General features: G+C 44.6%; 20 protein-coding genes and 1 tRNA gene. 8 read left to right on the top strand and 13 right to left on the bottom strand.

All coding sequences use genetic code 11. The features are described 5' to 3' along the window. Window positions 1-26: 26 nt before the first annotated feature. The 4 genes from CLV31_RS19165 to CLV31_RS19180 are packed head-to-tail and all read right to left on the bottom strand — an operon-like array spanning window position 27 to window position 4,004. Window positions 27-965, bottom strand: a complete 939-nt coding sequence (locus CLV31_RS19165; RefSeq protein WP_111394699.1) for a rhomboid family protein — start codon at window positions 963-965, stop codon at window positions 27-29. A gap of 1 nt (window position 966) precedes the next feature. Beyond that, the gene (locus tag CLV31_RS19170; protein ID WP_111394700.1) at window positions 967-1,758 is read right to left on the bottom strand and encodes a rhomboid family intramembrane serine protease; all 792 of its coding nucleotides are present in this window, start codon (window positions 1,756-1,758) and stop codon (window positions 967-969) included. Between the two features lies 1 nt (window position 1,759). Next, a complete protein-coding gene (gene mutL / locus CLV31_RS19175) occupies window positions 1,760-3,607 on the bottom strand; it encodes a DNA mismatch repair endonuclease MutL (RefSeq protein ID WP_111394701.1) in 1,848 nt (615 codons plus the stop codon). Continuing rightward, a complete protein-coding gene (locus tag CLV31_RS19180) occupies window positions 3,600-4,004 on the bottom strand; it encodes a hypothetical protein (RefSeq protein WP_111394702.1) in 405 nt (134 codons plus the stop codon). The genes mutL and CLV31_RS19180 overlap by 8 nt, the downstream gene beginning before the upstream one ends. A gap of 260 nt (window positions 4,005-4,264) precedes the next feature. On the opposite strand from CLV31_RS19180, the gene CLV31_RS19185 reads away from it, so the two are divergent. After that, entirely contained in the window at window positions 4,265-7,207 is a 2,943-nt protein-coding gene (locus tag CLV31_RS19185; protein ID WP_111394703.1) for a glycoside hydrolase family 3 N-terminal domain-containing protein, read from the top strand. Between the two features lie 19 nt (window positions 7,208-7,226). Here the strand turns inward: CLV31_RS19185 and CLV31_RS22310 are convergent, their stop codons facing one another. From CLV31_RS22310 to CLV31_RS19215, 6 genes are all read right to left on the bottom strand, one after another. After that, a complete protein-coding gene (locus CLV31_RS22310; protein ID WP_111394704.1) occupies window positions 7,227-7,532 on the bottom strand; it encodes a type II toxin-antitoxin system RelE/ParE family toxin in 306 nt (101 codons plus the stop codon). Then, complete coding sequence (locus tag CLV31_RS19195; protein ID WP_111394705.1) at window positions 7,529-7,750, bottom strand: hypothetical protein; 222 nt, start codon at window positions 7,748-7,750, stop codon at window positions 7,529-7,531. The genes CLV31_RS22310 and CLV31_RS19195 overlap by 4 nt, the downstream gene beginning before the upstream one ends. Before the next feature lie 63 nt (window positions 7,751-7,813). Then, a complete protein-coding gene (locus tag CLV31_RS19200; protein WP_111394706.1) occupies window positions 7,814-9,745 on the bottom strand; it encodes an OmpA family protein in 1,932 nt (643 codons plus the stop codon). A gap of 37 nt (window positions 9,746-9,782) precedes the next feature. Further along, window positions 9,783-10,271, bottom strand: coding sequence for a hypothetical protein (locus CLV31_RS19205; protein ID WP_111394707.1), 489 nt, complete (start codon window positions 10,269-10,271; stop codon window positions 9,783-9,785). Between the two features lie 77 nt (window positions 10,272-10,348). After that, window positions 10,349-11,140: a (Fe-S)-binding protein gene (locus CLV31_RS19210; RefSeq protein ID WP_111394708.1), complete on the bottom strand. Its 792-nt coding sequence runs from the start codon at window positions 11,138-11,140 to the stop codon at window positions 10,349-10,351. A gap of 97 nt (window positions 11,141-11,237) precedes the next feature. After that, window positions 11,238-12,572, bottom strand: a complete 1,335-nt coding sequence (locus tag CLV31_RS19215; protein ID WP_111394709.1) for a 4Fe-4S dicluster domain-containing protein — start codon at window positions 12,570-12,572, stop codon at window positions 11,238-11,240. Window positions 12,573-12,674: 102 nt separating this feature from the next. On the opposite strand from CLV31_RS19215, the gene CLV31_RS19220 reads away from it, so the two are divergent. The 7 genes from CLV31_RS19220 to CLV31_RS19250 all read left to right on the top strand — a co-directional run bounded on the left by CLV31_RS19220 (window position 12,675) and on the right by CLV31_RS19250 (window position 16,572). Beyond that, window positions 12,675-12,747: transfer RNA gene (locus CLV31_RS19220), tRNA-Phe, on the top strand. Window positions 12,748-13,025: 278 nt separating this feature from the next. Then, complete coding sequence (locus CLV31_RS19225; protein WP_111394710.1) at window positions 13,026-13,517, top strand: RNA polymerase sigma factor; 492 nt, start codon at window positions 13,026-13,028, stop codon at window positions 13,515-13,517. Continuing rightward, complete coding sequence (locus tag CLV31_RS19230; protein ID WP_111394711.1) at window positions 13,514-13,942, top strand: hypothetical protein; 429 nt, start codon at window positions 13,514-13,516, stop codon at window positions 13,940-13,942. The genes CLV31_RS19225 and CLV31_RS19230 overlap by 4 nt, the downstream gene beginning before the upstream one ends. A 2-nt stretch (window positions 13,943-13,944) precedes the next feature. Further along, entirely contained in the window at window positions 13,945-14,481 is a 537-nt protein-coding gene (locus tag CLV31_RS19235; RefSeq protein WP_111394712.1) for a DUF4252 domain-containing protein, read from the top strand. 18 nt (window positions 14,482-14,499) lie between these two features. Then, window positions 14,500-15,009, top strand: a complete 510-nt coding sequence (locus CLV31_RS19240) for a hypothetical protein (RefSeq protein ID WP_146250932.1) — start codon at window positions 14,500-14,502, stop codon at window positions 15,007-15,009. A gap of 6 nt (window positions 15,010-15,015) precedes the next feature. After that, on the top strand, window positions 15,016-15,495 hold the full coding sequence (locus tag CLV31_RS19245) for a DUF4252 domain-containing protein (protein WP_111394714.1): 480 nt from the start codon (window positions 15,016-15,018) through the stop codon (window positions 15,493-15,495). A gap of 507 nt (window positions 15,496-16,002) precedes the next feature. Beyond that, window positions 16,003-16,572, top strand: a complete 570-nt coding sequence (locus CLV31_RS19250; RefSeq protein ID WP_111394715.1) for a hypothetical protein — start codon at window positions 16,003-16,005, stop codon at window positions 16,570-16,572. Between the two features lie 54 nt (window positions 16,573-16,626). On the opposite strand, the gene CLV31_RS19255 is transcribed toward CLV31_RS19250, so the two are convergent. From CLV31_RS19255 to CLV31_RS19265, 3 genes are all read right to left on the bottom strand, one after another. Beyond that, complete coding sequence (locus CLV31_RS19255; protein WP_111394716.1) at window positions 16,627-17,613, bottom strand: SAM-dependent methyltransferase; 987 nt, start codon at window positions 17,611-17,613, stop codon at window positions 16,627-16,629. A gap of 240 nt (window positions 17,614-17,853) precedes the next feature. Further along, window positions 17,854-18,429, bottom strand: a complete 576-nt coding sequence (locus tag CLV31_RS19260) for a flavodoxin family protein (protein WP_111394717.1) — start codon at window positions 18,427-18,429, stop codon at window positions 17,854-17,856. 3 nt (window positions 18,430-18,432) lie between these two features. Beyond that, window positions 18,433-19,224: an SDR family NAD(P)-dependent oxidoreductase gene (locus CLV31_RS19265; RefSeq protein ID WP_111394718.1), complete on the bottom strand. Its 792-nt coding sequence runs from the start codon at window positions 19,222-19,224 to the stop codon at window positions 18,433-18,435. Window positions 19,225-19,252: the final 28 nt, after the last annotated feature.

The following is a 19,252-nucleotide window of genomic DNA, read 5'->3' on the forward strand; positions in this document are numbered from 1 at the left end:
GGTGGTGCAATTGCGGACAATCGTATTTATTTTTTACTAAACTCAAATAGCTTTCGTTTTTCCTCTTTAGTCAGCCCATCGTATCCTTTTTCTGCAATTTTGTCCAAGATCCGGTCTATCTCGTCCTGACTGATCAACTCCTTGTTTGCAGTGGCAGGGCTTTCTGATGCAGGTTTAAATCCTCCAAAAGCACTTCCGGTGGATGTCGTTTTGGCTTTGCGATAGCTCACCTTGACCTTGCTTTTTTTGCCACTGAACAGGCCTTCAAAAAACAACCCGACTTTCTGAACGGGTTTACCCAGATCCACCCCTTTTCTCAGTTGGACAATATACAAGTACCCAAGAAGTGCACCTCCCAAGTGGGCGATTTCCCCGCCGGCATTGGCCCCGATCGAATTGGCAAAGGACAAAATCACATAAAAGGCCGCGATATAGACGATCTTGACCGGTCCCAGAATAAGCAAAAAGAAAGTTGTATTGGGAGTCAGCGTAGCCGCTCCTACGACTATGGCGAACACACCCGCACTGGCGCCAAGCATCATCGAAGAGTCAACTGAAGCGCTGAAATACGGCGCCAGATTGTAAATCAAGACATAAAAGACCGCTCCAAAGATTCCTCCAAGGATATAGAGATTGGCCAGTTTGCGACTACCGAGATACTGATGGATCAAGAGGCCAAACCAATAGAGGAAAAGCATATTGAAGAGAATGTGAAACAATCCCTCATGCAGAAACATATAGGTGAAAACAGTCCAAGGTTGCGTGGCAAGCTTAGGAAGAGATGCAGGCATCATCAGGTACTTCAATCCGGCCTGATACCATTCCCCAAATCCACTGATGGTCATCAATACTCTGAAGACCAAGACCACAAAAAAGACGAGGATATTGATCGCAATCAGCTTGTAAAGGCTGTTGTCCCGGTGCGTGAACGCATTTTTCAGATTGTCCCAAAAGCCGCCGTACATATCAATAGAATGAGTTTCTGTCTTTTTTCCAATTGTAAACCAACACCGCTCCGATCAGCAATCCACTCAAATGCGCAAAATGAGCCACATTATCTGTGGGACTGTTGAGTAATACGTTGTAAACCGTGTAAAGTCCGTAAAACAATACCAGATATTTCGCCTTCACCGGCATGGGAGGGAAAAGCAAAAAGAGTTGGGTATTGGGGAAAAGCATGGCAAAGGCGATCAAAATACCAAAGAGTGCTCCGGATGCACCTACCATGGGCTGATTGGCATGAAGTCTCAAGATTGCACTCAAGGTTTTTTCTGCCCGCTCGATATACATCGGATCCTCAGGATTTCGGCTGTATTGATCGACAAAATCAAACACCTCAGGAGAAAAGTATCCTCTGTTTTCGATGACCAAGCGATTAAAATACTCCGGGTCAGGAGAGGCTTCAAAGGTGATTACTTTTTCTTCCAGGGATTTGTACTGATAGATGGAATAGCCAGAATAAAGTACGCCGGCACCTATTCCGCAGACCATCCAAAGGGTAAAAAGTTTTTTAGGCCCCAGAAACTGCTCCAATAGCGGCCCGAAAATCAACAGTCCGAACATGTTGCTGAACAAATGCCAAAAATCGGCATGCATAAACATGTAGGTTAGGAATTGAAAAGGACTAAAATATTCACTTTGAATATTGTATAAAGCAAACCATTTATTTAAGACCGGAAACACAAAGCTGGCTACCAGAAAAACGATCACGTTGATCAGCAGCAGATTTTGAACGACCGGAGTGATATTTCTAAACATATTATTTTCCGAAGAATGCGTGAATGCTAGTTAAATCCAATTTGACAAAGGTTTTGTTCCCTGAAGGCGAATAGTTTGGATGTTGACAGGCAAAAAGCTGCCCCACCAAGGTCTCCATCTCCTGGGAATTAAGCTTCTGCCCTTTCTTTAGAGAGGACTTACGGGAAAGTGATCTCGCAAGATTTTCTCTTTTGTCCAAAGACAATTCACTTTTGAAATTTTTAAACTGTTCAATCAATCCTTCAAACAATTCTTTTTCATTTTTCACCTGCACATCAGCCGGCACGCCCTGAATCAAAACGGTATCTTTTCCAAACTCCTCCACGACAAAACCCAAACTGAAAAGTTCGGGAAGCATGTCCATGACCAGAGCGAAGTCAGCCGGATTGAGCTGCAAAGTAGGCGGAAAAAGACACTGTTGGGAGGCTCCCTGATGAGTTGCCAATTGTTTGATGTATCGTTCATACAAGATCCGCTCATGAGCCATCTGCTGATCCACAATGAGCAATCCGGTGGACATTTGGGCTACAACGTAGCTCAGTTCCACCTGAAAAGTGGTGCCGGTGGCTTCCTGTTCCGAGGGCTGGATTACCAGTCGGGATTCGTCTCCCGAAGCCCGGCTGGGAAAGGTCAGGATTTCCTGTTCTTCTCTGGGGTGGGATTGACCGGGATACTTTGGTGCATTTTCAAAATTTCCCTCAAATAATTTTTCCCATCCGGAGACAGCAGACTTTTTGAATTCCGGTGTATTGAATGTCTTATAGCTGTACTCCCGATCGACTTGGACAGCCGTTTCCGGGTTCTTGGTCCAATTTTCCTGAAAATTGACATCCACGCTAAAATCCAAGGCAGGCATCACATGATGTGCGCCGAGGGCCTGCTTGACGGCAGATCGGATGACCGCATAGACTGTCCGCTCATCATCAAACTTGATTTCGGTTTTGGTAGGGTGAACATTGATATCGATATGTGCAGGATCTATCTCCAAAAACAACACATAAAAGGGATGCTGATCCGCCTGAATCAATCCCTCAAATGCCGAACTGACGGCATGATGCAAGTAACTGCTCCTGATGTACCGGTTGTTGACAAAGAAAAATTGCTCCCCCCGAGTTTTCTTTGCGTGTTCGGGCTTGCCGATGTAGCCGGTTACGTTGAGATGAGGAGTGACCTCTTCACAAGGAACGAGCTGACCTTGGTAAGATTTTCCAAATAGACCAACGATCCGCTGACTGAGTTTACCCGGTGTCAGGTTATAGGTTTCAAGGTCTTGTTGATAAAGTGTAAATCCTATCTCAGGATAAGAAAGTGCTACCCGCTGAAATTCATCCACGATGTGGCGCATTTCCACGGGATTGGATTTGAGAAAGTTTCTTCGGGCAGGAACGTTGAAAAACAGATTCTTCATTGCCACCGAGGTGCCAACAGGAGCAGAGATCGGTTCCTGTTTCTTTAACTCCGATCCTTCGATCTGAATCAAAGTTGCCAATTCCGAATCTGCCTGGCGTGTTTTCAATTCCACTTGGGCTACTGCTGCGATGGAAGCCAAAGCTTCACCCCGGAAACCAAATGTCCGAATGGCAAAAAGATCCTGGGAAGTACGGATTTTAGAGGTCGCATGACGCTCAAAACTCATACGGGCGTCAGTGGGAGACATGCCTTTGCCGTTGTCGATGACCTGGATCAATTGCTTGCCGGCATCTTTTACAAGAACTTGAATTTGAGTAGCCCCTGCATCCACTGCATTTTCCAAAAGCTCTTTGAGCGCTGACGCAGGTCGCTGCACCACTTCTCCTGCTGCAATCTGATTGGCGATTGCATCCGGGAGAAGCTGGATAATATTATTCATTTCTCCCTTTCTTTTTTAGTCTTAAAAAGAAATAAACCGCCCCCACAATCACTGCAAAATAAATCAGATAGGTAAATATGACCGGCCCGATATAGATATAACCAAAGGCTGCTGTGATCATTCCGAAAAATAAAACAGTCCGAATCATTGCCGTGGAGTTAAACAGAGAAGTGTCTCGCTGTTTGATCCCCCGGTAGGATGAAAACGAACCCCGGATAGAAGCACCATAGCCTTTAGGATTATGTCCGTCTTCCCCGCTCAACAAGCCTTCTTCTTCCAATTCTTTTTTGATGCGGGAAGTACGCTGTTCAATCTCCTCTTTGACGGGATCGTAATACCTGGGTTTGATATCAAATCGCTGTGGGGAGGAAGTTTTGAATAGGGCGGGAAATTTCATCTTTGGTTCAAATTTTTCTGAAAAGCGTACGTTTTCATCCAACGAAACTGGCTTTGAAGAAGACTAACCGATCATCAGATTTCTAAGCAATTTAACCCGAGTAATCGATTAATGTTGCCCGATCTTTGCTATCTTGGTTAGAGTGATCCCTTTTCCAATGCATCATCAGCGACCAGGGACATTGATGAAGGCTGAAAATGCCAAGTCGTCGCTCGGACAAATTTACTTCAAAAGTTAAGGAATTAAAACCAATCTCATCCATGAGTACAAAGCATTGGAGACTTCTGTCTTTGGTCCTGCTAGTCGGACTGTTTTCCTCCGGAAAATCAGATCCATTTGTGGCCAATGAAGACCCACTGGAAAGCAAAGACCAAAATCATCAGCTCAGTTGGGTAGACAGCGTATTCAATGCTTTGAATTTTGAAGAGCGACTCGGCCAACTTTTCATGGTGGCGGCCTATTCCAACAAGGACCAAAAGCATGTGGATGAAATCAGTAAACTGGTCAGGGAGGAAAACCTCGGTGGACTCATTTTTTTCCAAGGCGGTCCCAATCGACAAGCCCGATTGACGAATTTTTACCAAGCTCAAGCCAAAACCCCGCTAATGATTGCCATGGACGCCGAGTGGGGTATCGGAATGCGATTGGATTCGGTTTGGAATTTTCCAAAAGCGATGACTTTGGGCGCTATTCAGGATCCAGCACTCATCTATCAGATGGGCTCTGAGATCGCCCGTCAGTTCAAAGAACTGGGAATGCATGTCAATTTTGCTCCGGTAGTAGATGTGAATTCCAACCCGCAAAATCCGGTAATCGGCTACCGTGCTTTTGGTGAAAACAAAGATGTGGTCACCCAACGTGCTGTGGCTTACATGAAAGGACTTCAGGACAATGGAATCATCGCCAACGCCAAGCATTTTCCCGGTCACGGTGATACGGAGAGTGACAGTCACTACACGCTACCTGTCATCAAGCATGCCGAGAAAAGAATCTGGGACGTGGATCTCTATCCTTATCAAGAGCTTTTCAGGGAAAATCTCATGTCAGTCATGGTCGCACACCTCAATGTACCCAGCCTGGACAACGGTTCCAATATTCCCACAAGCCTTTCCAAGCCTGTAGTTACTGACTTGCTCCAAAACCGAATGAATTTTCAGGGATTGATTTTCACAGATGCCTTGAATATGAAAGGGGTGGCGAATTTTAGCCGTCCGGGCGAGGTGGATCTAAAAGCTCTTCTCGCAGGAAATGACGTGCTACTTTATTCACAGGATGTACCCAAAGCAAAAGCCCTGATCAAAGAAGCGGTCGCTAATGGAACAATCAGTGAAAATGAAATCAATCGAAGGGTCAAAAAAGTCCTCAAAGCAAAATATTGGGCCGGCCTAAATGAATACAAACCCATCGATACATATAAAATTTCGGACCGTCTCAATACCGAAAAGACCAAAGAGGTCATCGAAAAACTTTATGCGGATGCGATCACCATTGCTTCAAACAAGGACGACTTGCTGCCTTTCAAGCAGCTGGATCTGAAAAAATTTGCCAGCTTGACAATCGGAGACGAAGGAAAAGAATTCAGTCAATACCTGAACAAATACACCAAGGTGGATCATTTCACCATTCCAAAAGCTTTGGGAGAATCAGCCCATTACAATCTGATGAAGCAGCTGGAAGATTACGATGTGGTGATCGTGGGCCTGATGGGAGTAACTAACAGCCCTCAACGCGCTTTTGGAGTTGCACCCGGAGATATTCAATTGATCAAAAGCCTTGAAAAAAGGCAAAAAGTGGCAACTGTACTTTTTGGAAATGCCTATGCCGCCAAGGCCCTGGAAGGTTTTGGGAATGTGGTTTTGGCTTATGAAAACACAGGAATTACCCAACAACTGGCACCTCAGATTCTATTTGGAGGGAGACCCGGAAAAGGAATTTTGCCGGTGACCGTCAGTGGTCAATTTTCACATGGGGTAGGAGGATATTTGGCAGACCTCAACCGTCTTTCCTACGGAGTGGCCGAAAGCGTGGGCTTGGACAGTAAAAAACTGGACAAAATCGATGAGGTAGCTAAGAAGATGATGCTGATTCAAGCCGCCCCTGGTGCCAATGTGTTAGTAGTTAAAAACGGAAAGGTGGTATTTGATCGATCCTATGGGTATTTGGATTATAAAAAATCAACTCCGGTCACTTCAGAAACCGTCTATGACCTAGCCTCTATCACCAAAGTCTTGGCCACTACACAGGCGGCCATGTTCCTCCACAGTCGTGGGGAATTGGATATGACCAAGACCTTGGGTGACTATCTGCCTGAATTGAAGGGAACCAACAAGGCCAATCTGGTCTTGAAAGACGTGATGGCCCACGAAGCTGGGCTCAAGGCATTTATTCCGCACTACGTCAACACCGTTCAGTCCGGACAATGGAAGCCAAGTTACTATCAGGCCAGCCAAAACCCCGGTTTCAACAGACCGGTGTCCAATGATATGTATGCCATGGATGGTCTCAGAGACAGCATTTGGCATTGGACGGTTAAATCCGAACTGCTGCCCAAGCCCAACAAATATGTCTACTCTGACCTGACTATGTATTTTATGCAGGCAGTGATCGAGCGGATTGTCCGGCAGCCATTGGACGAGTTTTTAGATCAGAATTTCTATGCGCCTTTGGGTCTTCATACCCTTACTTTCAATCCTTTTCAGAAAATGCCATTGACGCGGATCGCACCTACGGAAAATGACGTGGCTTTCAGAAAAAGACAAATTCAAGGATATGTCCACGATCCCGGGGCTGCCATGTACGGAGGAGTGGCCGGTCACGCAGGTCTGTTCGGTACCGCCAATGACCTAGCCGTCATGATGCAATTGATGCTCAATAAAGGTTCTTATGGGGAAATTTCCCTTATCAAACCTGAAACCATCGAAGCCTTCACCAAGCGGCAGTCCAATATGAGTCGACGGGGATGGGGATGGGACAAACCCGAACCGGAAAAAGGAAAAGGAGGCTCAGCCGGAAAATTGGCCCCAAAAAGCACCTTTGGACATACCGGCTTTACGGGAACCTGCGTCTGGGCCGATCCTGAAAATGACCTGATCTATGTCTTCCTCTCCAATCGGGTTTATCCGGATGGGGGAAATAACAAACTGCTAGACGCCGGTATCCGTACTCAAATCCATGATTTGATCTATGAGGCAATGGAAAATTGATAGAAGGTTTAATGATCTTTTAAACTTTTGTTTTCGAAGGATTTCTCCTTGTATCAAAAAAATCCGTGACAATAACCTGATTTTCAACTACCCGATATACAATCTTGAAATTGCCTTCAATTATCCGGCGATGCCCTAGATTCAAAAATGACAACATGGGCTCTTCCTGACCTAAAAATGGTTCAGAGGAAAGTTTTTTGCAGCTCGCGAGTAAGTTTGATTTTATCTTACGCACAGTCACTTTCGGTATTCCGACTTCCTTGATGTAAAAATCCAAGGTGTCTTTTAAACTCTCAAGTGCCTGTTTTGTGATTACTACCTTCACTCCAAAATATGCTGATCCAAAAGCTTTCCTGCATCATCGAGAGAGATCAAGTTTCCAGCGGCAATGTCTTTTTCAGAGGATAGTGCTCGGTTGACCATTTCTAGAAATTGGTCATTCTCCTGAGCTTGTGATAGGAGTTTTTCGACTTGGACAAAAAGTCTTTCGTCCATCGTTTCAATTGACCTGATCAGCGCTATTTTTCGCTCTTTGATACTCATTGTCAGTTATTTGATTTCAATTTAAACAAAAAGCGCTCCCATTGGAGCGCTTTAGATTAATTTCTATTCCTTGATTTCGATCACTTTAAACTCGGTTCGTCGGTTCACCTGATGCTCCTCCTCGGTCTTGGCATCTTTGATGATCAGCTGGGTTTCGCCATAACCCTTGGCCACCAATCGCTCGGCAGCTATACCTTGGGATACGATGTAATCCACGGCGGATTGGGCTCTTCTCTGGGAGAGGCTTAGGTTGTAGGCATCACTGGATCTGGAGTCTGTATGTGAGCTCAGTTCAATGCGGATCGAAGGATTATCCTTCAAGATTTTCACCAATTTGTCCAACTCGAGAGCAGCATCAGGACGGATATCTGCTTTGTCTAAGTCATAATAGATATTGTCCAGTACAATCGCTTTTTCTAAAATCAACTGATCCAAGATGATTGTAGTATCCAAAGACACATTAGTCACATCCTGCACCAATGTGGCCGGATCAGGCGTTTTTCCTTTTGTGGTATATGGGATGGATTTGGAGAAATATCCTCCCTTCGATGCAATGATGGTGTAATCCTGGTCGGGAGCCATGGTAAATCTCACCCTTCCCTGCGCGTTGGAGAAATCTCCCCCTTGTTGTTTGTTGTCTGCACCATAAAGCACCACTCGGGTTTGAGGTAATACCGCCTCACTGCCGTCCGCTTTTTCTTCTTTGGTAAAAACATTGAGAAGAACGTTAACGATTTTTGGTTTGGGCGTCTTATCCTCAAAAAAGTAGATGTCATCATCACCAACACCGCCTTCACGATTGGAAGAAATAAATCCTGCCTTGGGGTATTCTGTAAAGAAAATCCCGAAGTCATCGTCTTTGGTATTGAAATTTTGGCCAAGATTTTTGATGATTTGGGCACCCGATTCATCTTTTTCGGCTACAAAAAGGTCCAATTTGCCAAAGCCGGGATGACCGTCAGAAGCGAAAAAAAACTTACCGTCGGGAGCAGGTCTTGGAAACAGCTCATTTCCTGGAGTATTGATCGTAGGCCCCAAATTTACGGCATTCCCAAAGTCGCCGTTTGCCAGTTTAGTGGCTTTATAGATATCGATCCCTCCATATCCTCCCGGCCTGTTGGAAGCAAAGTAGAGTTCTGAACCATCGGGGCTAAATGCCGGAGTGGAATTCCACCAGAATTCATCCTCATTTACCGGCATCCATATCGGCTGGGTAAATCCAGCGCCCCTGAAATACGAAGCAAAAAGAGCGACATCCGGAAGATCTTTGGAAGAAGTCGAATTCCCTCGGGCATAGATAATGATATTTCCATCAGGACTGATCGCTATGGCAGCCTGATTGAGTCCTTCTTCATTTCTGAATTCGGGAAGTGCCTGAACGGACCCTACATCTACTCTGACGCCTTCGGCACGGGTTCGGAATAGCTTGGTATAGGGTGTCCCGGTAGCCGGATAAATTCCCGAGGCTTGACGTGCTGAGGTGAAATAGAAAAAATTTTCACTGACCAAAGGTGCAAAGTCCGGCCCTGTAGTATTCAATTCCTTAAAGTTGACCAAGACATGGTTTGGCCAGTAGTCGGCAATTCCTTCTGCAAGTTTGATAGATTCAATTTCACGCTGTGTTCGGGCAAGTAAACTTTCGTCAGAGGTATATCCCTTTGCCTTTTCGAAGGCCTCTTTTGCCTCGCTGTTTTTTTGTTGGGCCTTTAGACTTTGTCCCAAAAAGAAATAGCTGTTGAAACTGGGCTCTTGTTCGACTACTTGACGATAGTACGGTTCGGATTTTTCGATTCGGTTAGAGAGGCGATAGCTTTCCGCAACGGTCTGATTGGCTTTGAGATTGGTAGAATCTTCCTGAAGTATCTGGCTAAACGTCGATATGGCGTATTGATATTGACCGGAAAGGAACTGGTTGTCTCCTTTCTCCATTAAGCTTTTGCAGCTGCCCAAGCCAAGTGTTATCAGAGCCGATATCCAGAAAAAATGCTTTTTCATTAGTAGCGATTGAAGGTCTAGTCCTGAATATTACTAATTAATTTGGAAAATATTTGTTCAACCAGCTATTTCGGACAGGCTGCCACAGCTGGTGAAGATCGGCTTTAGTCCGAATCAGTGGGTTGATTACTTCCTGCTCCAGAGTCAATTCCCCTGCCTGAACTTTACTTTTTAGTCCCAAAGCCGGAAATACCTTTAAATCTCCGGAGGAATTGCGAACACTCACTTTTCCCTGATCCGTCAGATTGACTCCAAGCATCGATTCCAATTCTTTGAGCACTTTGACAGAGCTGTCAATCGAGCATCCACTCGCACCAAGGCCGCTTTCATCCACTGCCAAAACCAGTATTTGCTGTTCGAAAATATCAAATGAGGTCGGCATTCCATTCCCGTGCGTGTTCCAACCTTCGCAGAATCGAGTCAGTCGCTGCTTTACAATTTCGATCTCTTTTTCAGTCAATATTCGCTCCGCCTGATAGATCCATACTCGGGAGTGTGCAGGAAGTTGCTCAAATGGGATGTACATAGTTTAAAACTTTGGTCAAAGAAAAACCCTTTCTGCATAACGGCAAAAAGGGTTGAATTGATTCAATTCATACGCAGTTAAATGCCCATATCCTTGGCAATCATCTCTGCCAGGTCATAGACTTTGACCTCAGCCTCCCGCTCTTTGTTTTTCACACCATCGGTCATCATCGTGAGACAAAAAGGACAGCCCACCGCAATCGCTTGGGCTCCTGTGGCCAAAGCTTCCTCGGTACGCTCGATATTGATGTCTTTTTTACCAGCTTCCGGTTCTTTGAACATCTGTGCACCACCTGCACCACAACACAAGCCTTTGGTCTTGCATCGCTTCATCTCCACTAGCTCTACATCGAGTGCTTTGATCACTTCGCGAGGTGCTTCATAGACATCATTTGCCCGGCCGAGATAGCAGGAATCATGGAAGGTGATTTTCTTTCCTTTAAACTCACCTCCACCTTGGAGTCTTACTTTTCCTTCGTTGATAAGCTGTTGTAGGAACTGGGAATGATGGATTACCTCATAATTTCCGCCCAAAGCAGGGTATTCGTTTTTTATGGTGTTGAAGCAATGCGGGCAGGCTGTCACGACTTTTTTCACTTCATAGCCATTCATCACCTGAATATTGGCAACGGCCTGCATTTGGAAAAGAAATTCATTCCCTGCCCGTCGGGCAGGATCACCGGTACAAGTCTCTTCAGGCCCAAGTACCGCAAAGCTGACTCCGACTTTATTCAATATTTTCACAAAAGCCTGCGTAACGGCTTTGTAGCGCTCATCAAAAGAACCGGCGCAACCCACCCAAAAAAGTACTTCGGGTGTTTGGCCATTGGAGGCCATTTCGGCCATGGTTGGGACTTTATAGGTAGACATTTTTTCAGATTTTAGACGTTAGACACAAGACGCTAGAGACAAGAAAAGAGAGAAGGAATTTCCATCGGACATCGGTCACCTAGCTTCGGACATTTAATCACTTCATTTCCTCTTCTTTTACTTTTTCTGCCCAGTTGAATCGGTCAGAAGGACTGAATTTCCACGGGGAGAAGCTGGTTTCCATGTTTTGAAACATCGCATTCCATTGTGCGGGAGTGCCGGATTCCTCCATGGCCACGTATCGACGAAGCTGTAGGATGATGGAGAGCGGATCGATATTGACTGGACAGGCCTCCACACAGGCATTGCAACTCGTGCAGGCGTTGATTTCCTCCTTAGTGATATAGTCTCCCAATAGCGACTTGCCATCTGCCAATCCAGGTCCACCGGTGTCGATGCTTTTTCCAACTTCCTCTGCACGGTCACGCACATCCATCATGATTTTGCGGGGAGAAAGCTTTTTGCCGGTCAGATTGGCCGGACATTCGGAAGTACATCGACCGCATTCGGTGCAGGAGTAGGCGTTGAGTACGTTGATCCAACTCAGGTCATTGATGTCTTTGGCACCAAATCGTCCGATTTCGGCAGGAGGCTCGGCAGGATTTTCTACAGGAATACCCAGCATCATATTCACTTCATTGGTCACTTCAGGCATATTTTGCATTTCCCCTTTTGGCTTAAGGTTTGAATACCAAGTGTTGGGGAAAGCCAAGAATATATGCAGATGCTTGGAATAGGTCACATAAATGGCAAAAGCCAAAATCCCTACAATGTGAAACCACCAAGCGAAGCGTTCGATCGCCACTAAGGCTCCATAGGAAAACCCTTCGAATAAAGGCTGCAAAAAGCTGCTGAAAAAGAGCGTGCCCAAAGCCAAATAATGTTCATCTCCTCTTGCTGCCAAGATTTGATCAGTCGCATTCATGGTGAGGATGGCAAACATCAAAATAATCTCGATGACCAAAATCAGATTGGCATCCAGGGCTGGCCATCCTTTGAGTTCGGGTTTGGTGAAGCGCTCCACTTTCATCACATTTCTCCGAATGAGAAAAGCCACGCAGGAAACCAACACCGCCACAGCGAGGAATTCGAACATATTAATCGCTGCTGTATAAGCTCCTCCTAAAATCGGCGCAAAAAGCCGGTGCGTGCCCAAAATTCCGTCCAGCACAAACTCCAGCACCTCCAGATTGATCACCAAGAATCCCACATAAATTAACAAGTGTAAGAAAGCCGGAATCATTCGTGAGAACATTTTCTGCTGACCAAAGGCCACCAAAAGCATGGTCTTCCATCGGTTTTCGGATTGGTCATTTCGAGTCTCAGCCTTACCGAGCAGGATATTTCTCCGAAGAAATTGGATCCTTTTGCTCAAGATATACCCCGCTGCACCTAAAATCAGGAGAAAAGCGAGTTGTGGTAAAATGCTCATATTGATCAAATTAACTGGTTTTTATAAAATTTGGGCTTATTTTTTCTGAAAAGGGTTTGTACGGAAAACTCATTTTTCTACCTTTGCATCACTTTACAAAACGGTGATATAGCTCAGTTGGTAGAGCATCGGACTGAAAATCCGTGAGTCGGTGGTTCGAGTCCACTTATCACCACCCTCCCGATCCCTCAAGGATCGGGATTTTTTTTGCCCTTTTCCTTTGATTGATCGCTTAGATGTGGGTTGATTTTTCATGACTGCCAAAATATAAAATAGTCTGCATGCATACTATTTTTCAATCCAATTTAAAATGAATCTACTTTTTTTGAACCAAAATCCATAGCCATCTCTGTTGGGGTAACCTGGCCCTGTCTAAAATGGTTTTTGAAAAAAAAATCGGAAATTTTTATTTCACCTTGTAACTTTTTGATCCTTCACGCATCATCTTCCCGAATGAAGTCATTTTTCGAAGCGCACATCTGGCCCCTGAGAGGTAGGCTGTATCGAATGGTCTATCTCTGGACCAAAGATCGCGACCTGTCTGAGGACCTGCTCCAAAATGTCTTCACCAAAACCGTGGAGCGTCAGACGGAACTCCAAAACCATCCCAACTTGGGTGGGTGGCTGGTCAAAAGCCTGAAAAATGAAGCCCTCATGCACTTTCGGAAAGCCAACCGCATGTCTGGATTGGAAGGAACCGAGGAACTCCCGCAGCCGGAATCCCAAAGCTTGGAAAGCAGAGAGCAACATCAGCAAATCTTCGGCTTGGTAGAGCAGCTGCCACAAAAGCAAAAAGACGTTTTCCTGCTTCGTGAAGTGGAGGAGATGACCTACGAAGAGATCGCCCAGCAACTGGAAATCACTCTGGACCAAGTCAAAATCAACCTACACCGGGCAAGAAACGCGGTCCGGGAAAAATTAATCAATCACGGAATAACCCGATGAAAACGAGAATAGAAACACTTATCGAAAAATATTGGGAGGCAGAAACCAGCCTGGAGGATGAAAAGGAACTCAAAGCTCTTCTCAAGAATGCAAAAGGATATGATGCGGAAAAAGTCCTTTTTGGAATCGTAGCGGATTTCAAAAGCGAAGAGCCTCAACAACTCCAAATTCCTGCCGAAAAACCTGCTCGAACAATCCGAATGCATTGGTTGGGTTGGGCAGCATCGGTTGCCTTGATTGCCGGATCGATTTGGATTTGGCAGGATTATGAGCAAAAAAAGCAAGAAGAACTTGCGTATCAGCAGGTCATGGAAGCCTTGGCATTGATCCAAAACAACCTTTCTAAAGGTCAAGAACAAATGCAGCCGCTCAACGACCTCAAATATCTTAACACAACCAATCAGCTATTTCAAACTACGCAGTGATTATGAAAAAAATAATGATACTGGCCTTTTTGATCCTTGGAATCGGGATTCAGGCCTTTGCCCAGGAGGATGCGATTCAGCGATTTTTCTCCAAATACATGGAGGATGAGCGATTTTCCAGAGTATACATCTCTCCCAAAATGATGCAAATGGCAGGTGGTTTCTTGAAAAACAACTCAGAAGGTGACAAGGATGCTGAGCAGCTCGGTCAACTCATCGGGAAAATCAAGGGAATCCGAATCTTGTCTTCCGAGGGAGTAAATGGAAAATCCCTGTACACCGAAGCCATGGGTACACTGACCAGAAATAAGTATGAAGAGCTCATGGATGTGCAGGACAAAGGGAGCAGTTTGAAATTTATGATCCGAGAAGAGGGAGGGCTGATTCGGGAACTCACCATGATTTCTGGGGACACCAAGAGCTTTTCGCTGATCTCTATGCTGGGAAGCTTTACTTATGATGATCTGAACATGCTGGCCGAAAAGACCAACATCCCCGGTATGGAACAATACAACAAAGGCTCAAAAGGGCCGAAATAGACTTAAAATCAACAAACCATGAAGACATTATTTTCCACACTTAGCTTTTTGATCATTGCGATCTCAGCTGGATTTGCACAGCAAAATCCCTACGAAACCCTCAAAGAATCCTTGGGTTCCGAGCAGGTTAATCCTTCCGTACTTTTTCCCTTGGAAATCGAGGGAGTCAAGGTCACCGATGCAAAAGTGGATTACCGCTTTCCTTTAGAAGAAGGTAAATCTGAATTGATCCTAACTATGGATGACTTCAAATCCTTGGAAAGCGCCGTTTTCAAATTTGATGTGACCGATCGGGCGAAACTTATCGAGGCTTTTGATGCGGGGACTTCGAAAGGATTTACCGTCGATTTTGAAAAGGATGGACCGGTTAATTTCTGCCGACTGATCTCTATTGGAAATAATCCGGATGAAGCATACCTGTTGGTAGGCAATGAAAAACAGGCCGAACTTCTCCGAATCGTCTATCCCAAAAACTCCCAAAAACTCATTCAATCTCTAAAAATCAAACTCGAAAACACCTTAAACTAAACCACTATGAAAAAACTGATTTTGACCCTTTCCCTTTTTGCTTTAGTTCTTGGAGCACAGGCTCAAAGCAAAAGCATCGCAGCACTCAAAGACAGATACAAAAGCAATGATGACTTCTTTCACATGGAGTTGGGCGGCAACTTTATGAATTTTGCAGATGGCTTCAAGATCAATCTCAACAAAAACGACCTTGCTACTGTGGCCAAGTCGGTAGAGAGGCTCCACTTTTTCACCCTTCCTGAAGGATCACAGGCAATCGCTGAATATCGCTCACTCCAAAAAGGCTTGGAAAAAGAGAATTACGATCTCTTAATGGAAGCAGCCGAAGGTAAAAGTGGGGTGCTGATCTATGGCAAAGGCTCCAGATCTCTTTCAGATTTGGTGATTCTGGTAGGGGATGAAAAAGAAGGAGATTTGATCGTTGTCGAGCTGAAGGGGAACTTTACCCAAGAAATGATTGCCAAAGCAAAAAGCCAATTGAACTAATCCCCCTTACATTTTACCCCCTCTAAAGGCCTGAAATATCAGGCCTTTATTGATTATTCACATTTTTTTAAAGAAAATATCAGATTTTATCCAATTCCATACAATCGATTGCGAAACCTATAATAAGTATTTTCATGTAGAGACATGATTTTACTTTTATTTATTTATACAAAATAAAATTCTGTTATTTTTCGAAAAATCCAAACAGACTCATCACCGCTATCGATTGCGCTATAATTTTATGTTATTTTCATTTTTTAATATATTTTATTAATGATTTGAAAAATATTTTATTGTTTTATTGAAACTATTGCAATTAAGGTTCCGTTTGGTAACTTTGTATTCGAATTGCATCGAAGACCCTGTAGCCCAAAATCTCCCCCTGATGGAACAGTCCATCCAGCGGTTACACATCTTAAATCAAAACCTATTTAAACTTTATCTATCCGGACTCCATCCGGGTCATTATTCAATCATTCATCACAACTTATCAAACCAACTAAGAAAATGAAAAAATTCATGACTATGCTTTTTGTTGCGGGGATCGCATCAGGAGCTTTTGCCTACAACGACGAAAAAACAGTAGAAATCAGACAGACTGAACCTGCTAAAGTAATGGTGGCAGTTGCCGACGCTCCACAGGGAACCCTCGTGGTAAAAATTACAGACGCTCAAAATCAATTAGTGTTGAGAGACAGGATTTCCAAGACAGAAGCTTTTGCCAAAAGATATGACTTGAATGCACTTCCAGTAGGTCAGTACTCCATCGAGGTTTCTGATGCAAATGGAACTCTGAGAACTGCCACTTTCAACACGGCTGTGAAAACAAAACCCGAGGTATTTTCAAGAGTGACAGCACTGGGAGATAACCAATACAGATTATTGGTATCCAACTTGGAAGCAAAAGAGGTTACCGTCCAAATTTTTGACGGAGACAAGTTGATCCACACCGAGGTGATCGACAATCCACAAGGCCTTCATAAAGTATATACCATTGCTAAGCCAGGTTTTCCTGACGCGATCAGCTTTAAAGTATCTACTTCCAATGGATTCTCAGCATTTGTAGCTTCAAAATAAGCTAAGCCAACTTTAACTTGAACCCCTGCCCGTTTGGGTCAGGGGTTTATTTTTTTAGGCTTTCTCAAAAACCAAGCGGGCATGTCCCATGATCTCCCGCTCAAAGCATACTCGGTTTGGCCGAACCCTCAAGATTGCCAACTGATGTCGAAACTCTTTGTCAGTAAACAGTTTGGGAACCAAAGAAGCAAACCACAGGTATTTTTTAAGATTAAACTTATAAAACCGCTTAGTCCATTCCCGGTTGGTATGAATATAATCCAGGCGTCCATCGCTATGAAATGTGTTTTTCAAAAATGGACTCGCTGTCTTGACGATATGCTGATATCCATAAGGGACCCATGAATCGGGATTATGCTTCAAAAGCAACGCAAAAATGTAACTGTCCGAATCCTTGGGAGCATGGATATCGATTTGATCAAAGGGAATCATGTTTTTTTCAAATGTCATACTTTGCATGTAAAATTTACCTCCAGGATTAAGAAGGTTGGCTACATGTCGAAAGTAGTCTTGGTAAACTTCATCCTGCCTGCCTTCCAAGTAATCCTTCACTGTGGCCACATGCTCAAAACTCCCGAATGCAGTGATGGCATCAAAGGTCCCAAAGTCCTCTGGCTTCACAAATCTTGCATCCTTAAGATAGGCCGTCAACCCGTTTTTTCTGCACGAGTTTACTTGGCCATCAGAAAGATTTACGCCAATTCCCTCCGCCCCCACTTCATCTTTCAAATACTTAAGCCAACCTCCCCAACCACATCCAAGATCCAACACCCTCATTCCCTTCTTGATTCCGAGCGCCTTGGTGACAAATTCATGCTTCCTCCGTTGACCTTCTTCTAGACTGAGGGAATAATCTCCGTCAAACCATGCATTACTGAATACGGCATTTTCCCCGAGACTATACCTTATAAATTTATCAATATTGGTATAGGTAAAGTCCATTTCCTTTTTCTTATCCCATGCCTGCCCCTCCCGTTCGCTGACACTGCTTCCACTCCAGGATTTTGCCAATAATTCCTTGTTGATATCTGTTTGTTCCATTTTCGAGAGGGTTTTTGTTTCACAATAAACTATTGATTTTCATAGCTTTAAAAAGATACAGCTTCCTAGTCAGATAAAAAAGAAGAAGGAGGAATCATCTATGTATCAACTAAGAATGTCTATAAAAAAAACAGAACAAAAAGTACCACCCGAGTAAAAATCATGCATTCGGTAGAAAAAAGTGTAGTGCCCCAAGGAAAGGAAGTCGGCAGTAGATTTTTGATGCAATACAGCGGTATTTTACATCTTTTGAGGAAGGCGAAGCACCAATTGTGAAACTCGTCTGCCCAATCCATTGGCTTTGATCCTAAAAATCTCCTCCCAATCACCTTCTTTAAAAGGCCCCTCATCGGTAATCGCAGACGCTCCAAAAGCAGACTCCACCTTCTCTCCTCCTATGACGATCATGCCGTAAATCAACATGGACCGGAGAATATCAATCATAACTCCCTCTTCTCCTATCGAAATCCCTCCGCCTGTAGCGAAAGCGGCCCCGATTTTATCTTTCAATGGCCTGCCTTCAAAGGGCCAGGAATTGATGAATTCCTGTACGGCAGGTGCGACATTTGCATTGTAAACCGGGGAACCCACGATTATGGCGGCAGCCTCGAGCAAATCTTTTTCGCTCACCTCTTCGATCGACTTAAGCCTTACTTCCACTCCGGAAACTGACTTGGCTCCTTTGGCCACTTCTTCAGCCATTCGTTTGGTATTGCCTGATTGTGAATAATAGACCACCAGCACCTCAGGTTGAATTTGCGAGAAAACCGGAAAGGTCAAAAGAAAAAAAACGGAAAGGGCAAGAAATACCTTCATCGCTTATTTAGGAGTCATTTTGCTTACCAACTTCCGCATAATTCCCGGAAAATACTTACCCAAAAATACCGCCACTTTTCCGTGACCTGTGAAGACCACGATTTTCTTCCGTTTCAAAATTGCATTTACCATGACCTTGGCTGCCTTTTCAGCAGGCCACATCAGATTGGCCGGTCTGGGATCCGGGCGATCGGGATGAAACCTTCCGGAATTATCCACTCGGGCAATATTGCTTTCAACAAATCCGGGATGGATAGTGGTGCAACTCACCCCAGTTCCCGCCAATTCCACCAAAAGTGATTCTCCGATATTTTGGACTGCTGCTTTGGATGCGCCGTAAGCAGAAATCCCCGGATTGGGAACGAAGGCAGCCACGCTACCGATCAAGGCCAAACGGCCTTTGGTTTTCCTGAGATGTGGTAGGGCATACTTGCAGGTCATCGCCAAGCCTGTCACATTCACCGCCAACTGACGACTCCAGTCTTCGGCTGTCAAATCTTCCATCTTCCCAATGACCCCAAAGCCTGCATTAGCTATAGCTACATCTATTTGTCCAAAATCCCCGATGACCTGCTCCACACAAGAAGCTATGCTTTGAACATCCAACACATCGCAAAAATAAGCCTTGGCCTTTCCTCCTGCACCTTGGATTTCTTGCACTACCTCTTCCAGTAAGTCCATTTTCCTCGCAGAAAGCGCCACTATTCCACCCCGTCTGGCAAATTCCAATGCCATGGCCCGCCCGAGTCCTGAGGAGGCTCCAGTAATCCAGATGACTTGGTTGTTGATTTTCATGTTAGGGCTATTTTAAGTTAGCTAACCA

The organism is Algoriphagus aquaeductus (assembly GCF_003253485.1).
GTDB lineage: Bacteria > Bacteroidota > Bacteroidia > Cytophagales > Cyclobacteriaceae > Algoriphagus > Algoriphagus aquaeductus.